Origin of the sequence: Streptomyces sp. NPDC048370, from assembly GCF_043200825.1 — a bacterium.
Taxonomy (GTDB): Bacteria; Actinomycetota; Actinomycetes; order Streptomycetales; family Streptomycetaceae; genus Streptomyces.
In genome coordinates this window covers 138900-150959 of the sequence record NZ_JBICYI010000012.1, presented here as the reverse complement: position 1 = coordinate 150959, position 12060 = coordinate 138900, and the positions used below count along the sequence as shown (strand labels likewise).

The 12060-nt window shown below is 73.1% G+C and carries 14 protein-coding genes; 1 reads left to right on the top strand and 13 read right to left on the bottom strand.

Annotated features, from left to right (window positions below; all coding sequences use genetic code 11):
* Window positions 1-40: 40 nt before the first annotated feature.
* The 11 genes from lgt to hisI form a co-directional block, all read right to left on the bottom strand.
* On the bottom strand, window positions 41-1039 hold the full coding sequence (gene lgt / locus ACGFYP_RS25010) for a prolipoprotein diacylglyceryl transferase (protein ID WP_393497573.1): 999 nt from the start codon (window positions 1037-1039) through the stop codon (window positions 41-43).
* Between the two features lie 137 nt (window positions 1040-1176).
* A complete protein-coding gene (locus ACGFYP_RS25005; RefSeq protein ID WP_361967698.1) occupies window positions 1177-2004 on the bottom strand; it encodes a thioredoxin domain-containing protein in 828 nt (275 codons plus the stop codon).
* A gap of 64 nt (window positions 2005-2068) precedes the next feature.
* Complete coding sequence (gene trpA / locus ACGFYP_RS25000; protein ID WP_393497569.1) at window positions 2069-2884, bottom strand: tryptophan synthase subunit alpha; 816 nt, start codon at window positions 2882-2884, stop codon at window positions 2069-2071.
* Window positions 2881-4125, bottom strand: coding sequence for a tryptophan synthase subunit beta (trpB, locus tag ACGFYP_RS24995; RefSeq protein WP_361967694.1), 1245 nt, complete (start codon window positions 4123-4125; stop codon window positions 2881-2883). The genes trpA and trpB overlap by 4 nt, the downstream gene beginning before the upstream one ends.
* Window positions 4126-4418: 293 nt before the next feature.
* Window positions 4419-4619, bottom strand: coding sequence for a tryptophan biosynthesis modulator TrpM (trpM, locus tag ACGFYP_RS24990; protein WP_393497872.1), 201 nt, complete (start codon window positions 4617-4619; stop codon window positions 4419-4421).
* 94 nt (window positions 4620-4713) lie between these two features.
* Window positions 4714-5523, bottom strand: coding sequence for an indole-3-glycerol phosphate synthase TrpC (trpC, locus tag ACGFYP_RS24985; protein ID WP_361967692.1), 810 nt, complete (start codon window positions 5521-5523; stop codon window positions 4714-4716).
* 142 nt (window positions 5524-5665) lie between these two features.
* Window positions 5666-6250: a DUF2752 domain-containing protein gene (locus tag ACGFYP_RS24980; RefSeq protein ID WP_393497564.1), complete on the bottom strand. Its 585-nt coding sequence runs from the start codon at window positions 6248-6250 to the stop codon at window positions 5666-5668.
* Window positions 6251-6333: 83 nt separating this feature from the next.
* Complete coding sequence (locus tag ACGFYP_RS24975) at window positions 6334-6582, bottom strand: HGxxPAAW family protein (RefSeq protein ID WP_361967690.1); 249 nt, start codon at window positions 6580-6582, stop codon at window positions 6334-6336.
* Window positions 6583-6775: 193 nt separating this feature from the next.
* Window positions 6776-7438 carry a TIGR02234 family membrane protein gene (locus ACGFYP_RS24970; RefSeq protein WP_393497559.1) on the bottom strand — a complete coding sequence of 221 codons (663 nt, stop codon included), beginning with the start codon at window positions 7436-7438 and terminating at the stop codon, window positions 6776-6778.
* A gap of 14 nt (window positions 7439-7452) precedes the next feature.
* Complete coding sequence (locus tag ACGFYP_RS24965; RefSeq protein WP_393497556.1) at window positions 7453-8952, bottom strand: anthranilate synthase component I; 1500 nt, start codon at window positions 8950-8952, stop codon at window positions 7453-7455.
* An 11-nt stretch (window positions 8953-8963) separates the two neighbouring features.
* Entirely contained in the window at window positions 8964-9335 is a 372-nt protein-coding gene (gene hisI, locus ACGFYP_RS24960) for a phosphoribosyl-AMP cyclohydrolase (protein WP_393497553.1), read from the bottom strand.
* A gap of 62 nt (window positions 9336-9397) precedes the next feature.
* Between hisI and ACGFYP_RS24955 the strand changes: the two genes are divergently transcribed.
* Window positions 9398-10033: a TIGR03085 family metal-binding protein gene (locus ACGFYP_RS24955; RefSeq protein ID WP_361967684.1), complete on the top strand. Its 636-nt coding sequence runs from the start codon at window positions 9398-9400 to the stop codon at window positions 10031-10033.
* Window positions 10034-10113: 80 nt separating this feature from the next.
* Here ACGFYP_RS24955 and ACGFYP_RS24950 read toward each other — a convergent pair whose 3' ends face one another.
* Window positions 10114-11391, bottom strand: a complete 1278-nt coding sequence (locus ACGFYP_RS24950) for an MFS transporter (RefSeq protein ID WP_393497548.1) — start codon at window positions 11389-11391, stop codon at window positions 10114-10116.
* The gene (locus ACGFYP_RS24945) at window positions 11388-11975 is read right to left on the bottom strand and encodes an ArsR/SmtB family transcription factor (RefSeq protein WP_393497545.1); all 588 of its coding nucleotides are present in this window, start codon (window positions 11973-11975) and stop codon (window positions 11388-11390) included. Before ACGFYP_RS24945 ends, ACGFYP_RS24950 begins: the two co-directional genes overlap by 4 nt.
* Window positions 11976-12060 lie beyond the last annotated feature (85 nt).

The following is a 12060-nucleotide window of genomic DNA, read 5'->3' as shown; positions in this document are numbered from 1 at the left end:
GTCCCGGCGGCCCTGTACGCGATTGCACGACGTACGTGCGTCAGCCCTTGGCTGCGGACTCCGCACCGTTCGCGGGCGCGTCGACGGGCGCGTCCTCGGAGCCCTTGCGAAGAGCGGTACCGTCCCCGGTCTCGGCGTCCGTGTCGGACCCGCTGCCGGCCTCGCTGTCGGACTCCCCGTCGGTTTCGGCCTCGGCCGACTCCTTGCCACCGCCGACCGGCTTGCCCCGCTCCGGCTCCACGACCTCCTCGCGCCCCGGACGGAGCCGCGACGAGATCACGATGTACGCGACGGCCAGGACGAAGACGACGATCGCGGTCCAGACGTTCAGCCGGAGGCCGAGCACGTGGTGCGCCTCGTCGACCCGCATGTACTCGATCCACGCCCGGCCCGTGCAGTACGCGGCGACGTACAGCGCGAAGGCCCGGCCGTGTCCGAGCTTGAAGCGACGGTCGGCCCAGATGACCAGGAGCGCGACGCCGATGCACCACAGCGACTCGTACAGGAAGGTCGGGTGGTAGACGCCCGCCTCGCGGTTGGCTCCGGCGGAGATCTCCAGGCCCCAGGGCAGATCGGTCGGCCTGCCGTACAGCTCCTGGTTGAACCAGTTGCCCCAGCGTCCGATGGCCTGGGCGAAGGCGATGCCGGGCGCGATGGCGTCCGCGTACGCGGGAAGCGGGATGCCGCGTCGGCGGCAGCCGATCCAGGCGCCGACCGCGCCGAACGCGATGGCGCCCCAGATGCCGAGGCCGCCCTCCCAGATCTTGAAGGCGTCTACCCAGTTCTCACCCTCGCTGAAGTACAGCTGGTAATCGGTGATGACGTGGTAGAGCCGGCCGCCGACGAGACCGAAGGGCACCGCCCAGACGGCGATGTCGGCCACGGTGCCGGCTTTGCCGCCCCGGGCGATCCAGCGCTTGTTGCCGTACCAGACGGCGACGAAGACACCGAGGATGATGCAGAAGGCGTAGGCGCGCAGCGGAACCGGTCCGAGGTGGAGGACACCGGTCGACGGGCTGGGAATGTAGGCAAGGTCCATGGCAGGACCGACGCTACCTTGCCGGGCGGGCGTCACGGCAGCCCACCCGGCAACGTCTGGGTAACTAAGAGGATCGTACGAAAGGGGATCGGCCCCTCCCGGCCGCTACCGGCCACTCCCGGCCGCTCCCGGGGGCGTCAGCCCGCCGACGGCGAGGCCGTGCCCGCCTTCTTGCCCTTGTTGGCCTCGGCGACCCACTTCTTCAGGTTCTCCGGGGAGATCTGCTCGCTCCCCTTCTGCGGGAAGATCGATTCTCCGTTCAGGAGCACCGACGGGGTGCCCTGGAAGTTGCCCTTCTCGAAGGCCTCGTTCGACTTCCCGACCCAGCTGTCGTGCGTGCCGTCCTCGACGCAGCTGCGGAAGTCCGGTGTGTCGAGGCCGGGCACCTTCGCCGCGAGCTCGATCAGCTTGGCGTTGTCCCCGAAGGCGTCGTCCGTCTCCGGCGGCTGGTTGATGTACAGCGTGTCGTGGTACGCCGTGAACTTCCCGGCGTCCTGCGCGCACGCCGCCGCGTTCGCCGCGCGCAGCGAGCCCTTGCCGCCCATGTTCCGGTCGATGAGGGTGGCGAGGTGGTACTCCGCCTTGAGCGCGCCGGAGGCCTCCAGCTCGTGGATGGTGTCCCGGAACGCGTTCTCGAAGGAGGCGCACGCGGGGCAGCGGAAGTCCTCCCAGATCGCGAGTGTCGACGGGGCGTCCGACTTCCCGGTGGGGATCGAGGGCTTGTCCCCCTCGACCGCGCCGGTCGGGGCGACGACCGGGCCCGCCTTGTCCGAGCCGCCGTCCTTGCCCCCGGTGTTTGCGGCGATCACCCCGACGACCGCGGCCAGGCCGAGGACGCCGACGACCGCGGCCGACACGATCAGGAGGCGCCGCTGCTTGTCGCGGGCCTTCTCGCGCTCGCGCTGCTCCTGGAGGCGCTCCCGCGCACTCCGATTACCGTTACCGTCACTGTTCTTCTTGCTCACGCCCGGAGCAACGAACCGGGGAGGCGCGGACGCGCCTCCCCGGTCACAGATCCACCCGAACGGGCTACGAAACTCGACGGACACCCTCGGCGAGTTCGGCCGCCAGTTCCTTTACTGCGGCGAGTCCGGCGGCCTCGCCGTCGGCGTCGAGCATCCGCTTGACGAACGCGGAGCCGACGATGACGCCGTCGGCGAAGCCGGCGACCTCCTTGGCCTGCTCGGCGTTGGAGACGCCGAGCCCGACGCAGACCGGCAGGTCGGCGGTGGCACGGGTGCGGCGGACGAGGTCGGCCGCCTCGGCGCCGACGGACTCCCGGGTGCCGGTGACGCCCATGAGCGAGGCGGCGTAGACGAAGCCGGAGCCGGCGGCGGTGATGGTCGCGAGCCGCTCGTCCTTGCTGCTGGGGGCGACGACGAAGACGGTCGCGAGACCGTGCTTCTCGGCGTGCTCACGCCACTGGGTGGACTCCTGGACCGGCAGGTCCGGCAGGATGCAGCCGGCGCCGCCGGCCGCGGCCAGCTCCTCGGTGAACCGCTCGACGCCGTAGCGGTCGATGGGGTTCCAGTACGTCATGACCAGGACGGGCTTCCCGGTGGCCGCGAAGGCCTCCCGTACCGTCCGCATCACGTCGGCGATCCGGACGCCGCCCCGCAGGGCGATGTCGTCGGCGGTCTGGATGACGGGTCCGTCGAGGACCGGGTCGCTGTGCGGGAGACCGACCTCGACGATGTCGGCGCCGCCCTCGAAGACGGCCTTGACCGCCTCGATGCCGCCGTCCACGGTCGGGAATCCGGCCGGAAGGTACGCGATGAGTGCGGCCCGGTTCTCGGCCTTGGCCTTCGCCAGGGTGTCACTGAGCAGCTGGATGTTCCCGGTCACTTCGCGTCCCCCTCGGTACCGTCGTACAGCCCGAAGTAGCGGGCCGCCGTGTCCATGTCCTTGTCGCCGCGCCCGGAGAGGTTGACGAGGAGCAGCCCCTCGGGGCCCAGCTCCTTGCCGATCTCCAGCGCCCCTGCGAGCGCGTGCGCGGACTCGATGGCCGGGATGATGCCCTCGGTACGGGAGAGCAGCCGCAGGGCCTGCATGGCCGCCTCGTCGGTGACGGCGCGGTACTCGCCGCGTCCGGTGTCCTTGAGGTACGCGTGCTCCGGGCCGATGCCCGGGTAGTCGAGACCGGCCGAGATCGAGTACGGCTCGGTGATCTGGCCCTCGTCGTCCTGGAGGACGTACGACCGCGAGCCGTGCAGGATGCCGGGCTCGCCCGCGGTGAGGGTGGCCGCGTGCTCGCCGGTCTCGACGCCGTGGCCGGCCGGCTCGCAGCCGATGAGGCGCACGTCGGCGTCCGGGATGAAGGCGTGGAAGAGCCCGATGGCGTTGGATCCGCCGCCGACACAGGCGACGGCCGCGTCGGGGAGGCGGCCGGCGCGCTCCAGGATCTGGCGGCGGGCCTCGACGCCGATGACGCGGTGGAAGTCGCGGACCATGGCGGGGAAGGGGTGCGGCCCCGCGACGGTCCCGAACAGGTAGTGCGTCCGGTCGACGTTGGCGACCCAGTCCCGGAACGCCTCGTTGATGGCGTCCTTGAGGGTGCGGCTGCCGGACTTCACCGGGATGACCTCGGCGCCGAGCATGCGCATCCGGGCGACGTTCAGCGCCTGGCGCTGGGTGTCGATCTCGCCCATGTAGATGGTGCATTCGAGCCCGAAGAGGGCGCAGGCGGTGGCGGTGGCGACGCCGTGCTGGCCGGCGCCGGTCTCGGCGATGACCCGGGTCTTGCCCATGCGCTTGGTGAGCAGGGCCTGGCCGAGCACGTTGTTGATCTTGTGCGAGCCGGTGTGGTTGAGGTCCTCGCGCTTGAGGAAGACCCGGGCGCCACCCGCGTGTTCGGCGAACCGGGGGACCTCGGTGAGGGCGCTCGGGCGGCCGGTGTAGTTGACCATCAGGTCGTTGAGCTCGCGCGCGAACTCGGGGTCGGCCTTGGCCTTGTCGTACTCGACGGCGACCTCGTCCACGGCGGCGACGAGGGCCTCCGGGATGAACTTGCCGCCGTAGGCGCCGAAGTACCCCTCGGCGGTGGGGACCTGACCCTCCGGGTCGGGAAGGAAGAACTCGCTGGACATGCGACTGCTCCTCGCGGGGTGATGCCCCGATGACGTGCTGGGTGGTGGTCACGTTATGCGCGCGACCCGCTCACGTACGGCAACGCCGTGGGCCGTGACGGCAACGCCGTCTCCGTCGCCCCTGCCCGGCCCAGGCTCCCGGTCCCTACGGTGCAGACGGGTGCGGCGACTCGTGGTGCGGGGGGGGCCAGGGAGCGGACGCGCCCGTAAGGGCGCCGTCCCGTGTGCCCACCCGTCCCGCCCAGCGGGACGACTGCCCACACGGGGGGGGTGGCCGAGGTACGGCGGAGTGGCTAAAGGCCGGCGTTCGTGAGAGTGCGCGCGAGGCGCCCGCGCCATCGCATCCCGTTGACCTGGCCCGGCTCGCTGCCGATCACGTACCGCACACGGCGGCCGTGGACCCGGCGGGCGGGGGCCCGGCAGCCGCGCGGGCGGCAGCCCCGGGCCAGCGGGGCGTGCGCGGGCGCGGCGGCGGTACGGAGCCGGGTGCGCATCGCGCGCGTCGTCACCGCGGCCGCGCCGAACCCACCCGGGGCGGCGAGGCCCTGGGTGGTCGGCGTGGCGACGCGGTACGAGGTCATGGTGGGGTCAGCCCCGCCCGTGGCGCAGGGCCGGGTGGGCGCCGGCGGCGACCAGGTCGGCGACGGCGGCCTTCGGGTCGCGGCCGGTCACGAGGGACTCGCCGACCAGGACCGCGTCGGCGCCGGCGTTGGCGTACGCGATGAGGTCGTGCGGCCCGCGGACGCCGGACTCGGCGACCTTGACGATGCCGGCCGGGATCTCGGGGGCGACCCGCTCGAAGGTGGAGCGGTCGACCTTGAGGGTCTTGAGGTTCCGCGCGTTGACGCCGATGATCCGGGCGCCCGCCTCGACGGCGCGCTCGACCTCGTCCTCGTCGTGGACCTCGACCAGCGGCGTGAGGCCGATGGACTCGGCGCGCTCGATGAGGGAGACGAGGGCCTCCTGCTCGAGGGCGGCGACGATCAGGAGCGCGAGGTCGGCGCCGTAGGCCCGGGCCTCCCACAGCTGGTACGCCGTGACGATGAAGTCCTTGCGCAGCACCGGGATGTCGACCCGGGCGCGGACGGCCTCCAGGTCGGCGAGCGAACCGCCGAAGCGGCGCTCCTCGGTGAGCACGGAGATGACGGCGGCGCCGCCCGCCTCGTAGTCGGCGGCGAGACCGGCCGGGTCGGCGATCGCGGCGAGTGCGCCCTTGGACGGGCTGGAGCGCTTGACCTCGCAGATCACGGTGACGCCCTCGCCGCGCAGTGCGGCGACGCCGTCCTTGGCCTGCGGCGCCTTGGCGGCGCGCTCCTTGAGCTCGTCGAGGGAGACCCGCGCCTGCCGCTCTGCGAGGTCGGCGCGTACGCCTTCGATGATCTCGTCGAGCACACTCACGCGAGAGGCCCCCTTCCGGGACGGTGATGGTGACGGTCGTGTGGATGAACCAGGTTCAGCCATGTCGATGGTATCCGCACGAGGGCTCGGGACCCGCATCCGGCCGACATGCGTCCCACGTGCTGGGACTTCGCGGGAGGCGTCATGGGGCGAGCGCGGAGCCGAACGGGAGGTTCCGCACCACGGTGAAGAGGGCGAGAACAGCGCCGATCCCCCACCACCAGGCGGGGCTGATCGCGACCCTCATGGGCACGGCGCGTACGGCGCGAATCAGCCAGACGGCCATGACGACGGCGAAGAGGCCGTAGCCGAGGACGGCGAGGGCGTTGGCGCCGAACGCGGTGGCGAGCTCGCCGTGGACGAAGGCGTGGGCGCTGCGGAGCCCGCCGCAGCCGGGGCAGTACAGGCCGGTGAAGCGGAGGAGTGGGCAGACGGGATAGTGCCCGGGTTCGTTGGGGTCGACGGCCGCGACGTACGCGAACGCGGCGGCGACCCCGGCGAGCGTGCCGAGCGGCGCCGGCAGCCGCGCCCCGAGCGACCGGGGCTCACGGGGTGCGCGGGGTGCGCGGGCACCGTGGGCATGCCGACCGAACGCCGCCCCGGCCGCGAGCGGCGGGGCCGGCGGGCCGTCGGTCCCGACGAAGACCGGGGGCGCGCCAGAGCTCCCCTGGGCCTCAGGCGCCGCGGGGGTGTCGGTCACGGCGGGAGTCGTCGGCTTCGCGTCCACCCGGTGATTCTCGCCCCTGACGCGCGAAGGCGCAGCCCGGCCCCGCCGGACTGCGCCTTCGCGCGTGTCATGTGCCGCTGCCGTCAGGCGCGCGCCTTCGCCGTCGCCGTCTCGCGGGCCGCGGCGACCGCAGCCGACTCCTTCGGCATGCCCAGGCCCGCCACCCTCATCGCCAGGCCGATGACGCCGCCGAGCAGGATGACGGCCATGCCGGCCCAGAAGCCGGCCGTGTTGGCCGCCACCATGAAGACTCCGGCGATGCAGAAGCCGATGAAGGAGATGATGACACCGGTCCAGGCGGCCGGGGTGTGTCCGTGGGCGCTGCCCGCCATGAGTTGCTCCTCGTTGCTGTTGCTCGGTGGTGGCTCGATGGTGAGGTCTCACGCGTGCGCGGACACTCGTGGTCATTGTCCCGCACACAGGGGCGCGAGGATGAATCGGGGTGGCCCGACGATCACGCGTCGCGCCCGGCCCGGGCGTCCGATGCCCGCGGGTCCCGTGTCCGCGCGCCCGACGCCCGCGCGGTCAGTCCTTGTCCGTGGGGTCCTCGCCGCGGTCCAGGGCCTTCCACAGGTCCTCGGGCCGGTCCGTCGCCGCCGTGCGGGGCGCCGGGCGCCCGGCGCGCGGGGCGGCGGCGCGCTCGTACCGTCCGCCCATCGCGGGCCAGCTGGTGCCGTAGCGCAGCGCGAGCAGCCCGGCGATCAGGATCAGCAGCGCGCCGCCCGCCGTGACGTACGGCCAGGCGGTGTGGGTGAGGCCCGCGACCGTCGCCGCGGTGTCGCCGGAGATCCGGGCGGCCTCGGCGTCAAGGGCGTCGCTGTCGGACGCGCCGAGGAACGCGGCCGCCGCCGCGCCCGCGCCGCTGAGCGCGAGCAGGCCGGAGACCAGGGTGCGTCCGGCGCGACGGACGGCGAAGACGGCGACGAGCGCGGCGAGGCCGACGATCGCGAGCGCCGTCGGTACGCCGGTGACGGCGCCGCCGTCGGCCTCGACGGGCACCGTGCCGCCGCCGACCGACGCCGCGCCCTGGGCCCAGATCTGGCCTGCGGACAGCAGCACGACGGTGGCGCCGAGGGCGCCGAGCAGGAGAGCCGCGGCCAGGCTGCGGCGGCCGCCGGGCGCGGCGGCCGCGCCGCCCGCGCGAGCGGCTCGGGGCTGGGGTACGGGAACAGCACTCACGTACCCCACTATCCCTTACGCCGTCATGCGCCGTTCATCCGGTTGGCGGTGTGTACGGCGCGGAGGACGGCGGCGGCCTTGTTGCGGCACTCGTTGTCCTCGGCGACCGGGTCGGAGTCGGCGACGACACCCGCTCCGGCCTGCACGTACGCCGTGCCGTCGCGCAGCAGGGCCGTACGGATGGCGATGGCGGTGTCGGAGTCCCCCGCGAAGTCGAGGTAGCCGACGCACCCGCCGTACAGTCCGCGCCTGGAGGGCTCCAGCTCCTCGATGATCTGCATGGCGCGCGGCTTCGGGGCGCCCGAGAGCGTGCCGGCGGGGAAGCAGGCGGTGAGGACGTCGAAGGCGGTCCTGCCCTCGGCGACCCGGCCGGTGACGGTCGAGACGATGTGCATGACGTGCGAGTACCGCTCGATCGACATGAAGTCGACGACCTCCACCGAGCCCGGCTCGCAGACCCGGCCGAGGTCGTTGCGGCCGAGGTCGACGAGCATCAGGTGCTCGGCGCGCTCCTTGGGGTCGGCGAGCAGCTCCTCGGCGAGGTCGTGGTCCTCCTGCGGGGTGGCGCCACGGTGCCGGGTGCCGGCGATGGGGTGGACCATCGCCTGCCCGTCCTCGACCTTGACGAGGGCCTCGGGGCTGGATCCGACGACGTCGAAGCCGTTCTCGAAGCGGAAGAGGTACATGTACGGGGACGGGTTGGTGGCCCGCAGCACGCGGTAGACGTCGAGCGCGGAGGCCTGGCACGGGGTCTCGAAGCGCTGTGAGGGGACCACCTGGAAGGCCTCGCCCGCCCGGATCCGCTCCTTGATGTCCTCGACGGCGTCCTGGTAGGCCGGGCCGCCCCAGAGCGCGGAGAACTCCGGCAGCTCGGAGGGCGGGAGCGCGACGGGGACGGAGGCGACGGGGCGGGCCAGGTCGGCCTGCATGGCGTCGAGCCGGGCGACGGCGTCGGCGTACGCCTCGTCGACGCCGGTCTCCAGGTCGTTGTGGTTGATCGCGTTGGCGATCAGCAGGACCGAGCCGTCCCAGTGGTCGAGGACGGCGAGGTCGCTGGTGAGGAGCATGGTCAGCTCGGGCAGCTCCAGGTCGTCCCGGGTGGAGTCCCCGATGCGCTCCAGGCGGCGGACGATGTCGTAGCCGAGGTAGCCGACCATGCCGCCTGTGAAGGGCGGCATGCCGGAGGCGAGGTCGCGGGGGGTGTGCAGGGCCTCGACCGTGGCGCGCAGCGCGGCGAGCGGGTCGCCGTCGGTGGGGACGCCGACGGGCGGGGTGCCGAGCCAGTGGGCCTGCCCGTCGTGGACGGTGAGGGTGGCGTCGCTGCGGACGCCGATGAAGGAGTACCGAGACCACAACTGGGCTGAGCAGCCGTTCTCGGCGGATTCGAGGAGGAACGTGCCGGGGCGCTCGGCGGCGAGCTTGCGGTAGAGCGCGACCGGGGTGTCGCCGTCCGCGAGGAGCCGGCGGCTGACGGGAATCACGCGGCGGTCGGCCGCCAGCTTGCGGAAGGTCTCGAGATCCATGGCGCCAGACCCTACTTGCCCAGGGGCAGGACGTCGGCGTCGAAGCAGGTCCGCGCGCCGGTGTGGCAGGCGGCCCCCACCTGGTCCACCTTGACGAGCACGGTGTCGGCGTCGCAGTCGAGGGCGACGGACTTGACGTGCTGGACGTGGCCGGAGGTGTCGCCCTTGACCCAGTACTCCTGCCGGCTGCGGGACCAGTAGGTGCAGCGGCCGGTGGTGAGGGTGCGGTGGAGGGCCTCGTCGTCCATCCAGCCGAGCATCAGCACCTCGCCGGTGTCGTACTGCTGGGCGATGGCCGGGACGAGTCCGTCCGGGCTGCGCTTGAGGCGGGCGGCGATGGCCGGGTCGAGATTGCTGCTCATGGGGCCATTGTGCCGTGGCATGGGGTTCGTCCAGGTGGGCGTCCACTGGGCGGACCACGGGTCGCGGTCGTACGCTGGCGGGCATGTCGACCCATGCGAAGCGTGAACGCCTTCTGCTCGCCGACCTGTTGGAGGCGGCCGGGCCCGATGCCCCGACGCTCTGCGAGGGCTGGCGGACCCGGGACCTGGCGGCCCATGTGGTGGTGCGCGAGCGCCGCCCGGACGCGGCCGCCGGATCCCTCGTACCGGCGTTGAAGGCGCGGCTCGACCGGGTGCAGGCGGAGTTCGCGGAGAAGCCGTACGAGGAGCTGATCCAGCTCATCCGGACGGGGCCGCCGCGGATGTCGCCGTTCACCATCAAGCAGGTGGACGAGGGGGCGAACGTCGTCGAGTTCTACGTCCACACGGAGGACGTACGGCGCGCCCAGCCCGACTGGTCCCCGCGCGAGCTCGACCCGGTCTTCTCGGACGCGCTCTGGTCCCGCCTGGAGAAGGGCGCCCGCCTCCTCGGCCGCAAGGCCCCGGTGGGCCTGGTCCTGCGCCGCCCGAACGGCCAGACGGCGGTCGCGCACAAGGGCACCCCGGTGGTGACGGTCTCCGGCGAACCGGGCGAGCTGACGATGTTCGTCTTCGGCCGCCAGGACGTGGCGAAGGTGGAGCTGGACGGCGACCAGGACGCGATCGAGCGCCTGCACGAGGCGAAGCAGCTGGGGATCTGATCCAGGGGCTGTCCGGCGGTAGCCCCTAGGGCCTTTCGTTTGGATCAGGCCGGAGCCCGGCATGATCCAAACGAAAGGCCCTAGGAGGTCGAGGGGCCCGGCCCGCCCTGAGGCCCGCCGGGCAGCTCCGCCCTGCGCAGGGCCTTGACGGACAGGCCGTACAGTCCGCCCAGGACGCAGATCGCCGCGCTCGCCACGAACACCGGGCCGAGGCCCCACAGGCCCACCGCCGCGCCGGTGAGCGGGAAGCTCAGCGGGGCGAGGCCCAGGCTGACGAAGCTGGTCACGGCCGTCACCCGACCGAGGTACGCGGGGTCGCACTCGGTCTGGGTGAGGGCTCCGCACAGGGCGCCGCTGAGGCCCCCGAGCAGGCCCACGGAGAGGGCCAGGGCCACGGCGACGGGCAGCTCCGGTACGTACGCGAGGGCGCCCATCGAGGCCGCGCCGAGGGCGATCGTCCAGCCGAGGACAGCCCCTGCGCGCGGTATCCGGCCCCGCACGGTCAGGACCAGGGACGCGGCGGCGGCTCCCGTACCGAATCCGGCGAGGACCCAGCCGATGCCCGACGCGCCCCAGCCCCGCTCGTCGGCGAGGAGCGCGAGGCCGACGTTGAAGGGGCCGACGAAGCCGAGGTCGCTGAGTGCGACGACGATCATCAGGGGGCCGAGGACGCGGTGCCGGCGGAGGTAGCGCAGGCCGTCGGCGAGGTCGCGCAGGGCGGTGCCGTCGCGGGACGGCCCGCCGCCGGGCAGCGGGCCGAGGCGGAGTGTGAGCAGCAGCGGCAGCGCGAGGGCGAAGAGCAGCCCGGCGGCCCCGAACGCGGCGGCCGGTCCGCCGAGGGCGACGGCGAGGCCGCCGAGCGGGGCGCCGAGGACGAGGGCGGCGCGTTGGGCGAGGCCGCGCATGCCCTGGACGCGGGCGAGCTGGTCGCGGGCGGCGATCCGGGGCGGCAGGGCGCCGACGGCGGGCAGGAAGAGGGCGTCGACGGCGCCGAAGACGAGGGCGGCGGCGGCGAGCACCCAGAGGCCCGGGCTGCCGAGCAGGAGCAGCCCGGCCACGCCGAGGACGACGAGGCAGCGGACGGTGTCGGAGACCACGACGACCCGGCGCGGCCCGAAGCGGTCGGCGATCACTCCCCCGCCGAGCATGAGCAGGGCGCGTGGCACGGCGCTGACGGCCATGACGAGCCCGGCCTCGGCGGGGGTGCCGCTACGGACGGCGCTCCAGGAGAGGGCGATGTAGTAGACGCTGTCGCCGACGGCGGAGGCGGAGTACGCCCCGAGCCAGCGGAAGACGTTGGGGTCACGGTGGGCGGGCCGGGCGGGCCGGGCGCCGGGGATCTCGGTGAGCGCCGTCATGGGCGGTAGGGGAAGCCGTGGAGGTGGACGGCGACGTTCTCGCGGCCCTCGGTGTCGCCGGCGGCCTCGGCGGCCCGCGCCCTCTCGTCGTACTTCCGCAGGACCGTGTCGAGCTCCTGGCCGAGTGCGGCCAGTTCGGCGGCGGTGAGGCGGGGCAGCCACTCGGAGCTGACGGAGGCGGAGCGCCACTCGCCGGACCAGGTGAGCCGCTCGTCGAGGAAGCGCCGGTGGAGCTCGACGCGCTGTTCGTTGACGGTGCGACCGAGGGCGTCGCTCGCGGCGACCAGCTCGGGGGCGCCGCGCATGTCCTCGTCGTGCACGCTGACCCCGTAGGAGCTGGGCCGCCACCACCGCTCGCGGCCGTCCGTCGACGGGTTCTCGGCCTCCTCGATGAGGCCGTGGTCGGCGAGCTTGCGCAGGTGGTAGCTGACGAGCGAGACGGCCTCGTCGACCTGGTCGGCGAGCTGGGACGCGGTGGCGGTGCGGGCCACGAAGAGGGCGCGGTAGAGGCGCATCCGCAGCGGGTGCGAGATGGCCTTGAGGGTGCCGAGGTCGGTGATCCGGCGGTTCTCCGGCGAAGTCATGTCCCTGACGATAAATAGGAAAGAAATCTTGCGCAAGGGAAGTTGCGCAAATAAAACTGCGCGTTCCGGAACGAAGAAGGGCCCC

Excerpts from the sequence above, each read along its gene's own strand:
- trpB (WP_361967694.1), bottom strand. The coding sequence starts at position 4,125 with ATGTCCAGCGAGTTCTTCCTTCCCGACCCGGAGGGTCAGGTCCCCACC.
- ACGFYP_RS24950 (WP_393497548.1), bottom strand. The coding sequence starts at position 11,391 with ATGACGGCGCTCACCGAGATCCCCGGCGCCCGGCCCGCCCGGCCCGCC.
- ACGFYP_RS24955 (WP_361967684.1), top strand. The coding sequence starts at position 9,398 with ATGTCGACCCATGCGAAGCGTGAACGCCTTCTGCTCGCCGACCTGTTG.
- lgt (WP_393497573.1), bottom strand. The coding sequence starts at position 1,039 with ATGGACCTTGCCTACATTCCCAGCCCGTCGACCGGTGTCCTCCACCTC.
- hisI (WP_393497553.1), bottom strand. The coding sequence starts at position 9,335 with ATGCCACGGCACAATGGCCCCATGAGCAGCAATCTCGACCCGGCCATC.
- ACGFYP_RS24945 (WP_393497545.1), bottom strand. The coding sequence starts at position 11,975 with ATGACTTCGCCGGAGAACCGCCGGATCACCGACCTCGGCACCCTCAAG.
- ACGFYP_RS24975 (WP_361967690.1), bottom strand. The coding sequence starts at position 6,582 with ATGGCGGGCAGCGCCCACGGACACACCCCGGCCGCCTGGACCGGTGTC.
- trpM (WP_393497872.1), bottom strand. The coding sequence starts at position 4,619 with ATGCGCACCCGGCTCCGTACCGCCGCCGCGCCCGCGCACGCCCCGCTG.
- ACGFYP_RS24965 (WP_393497556.1), bottom strand. The coding sequence starts at position 8,952 with ATGGATCTCGAGACCTTCCGCAAGCTGGCGGCCGACCGCCGCGTGATT.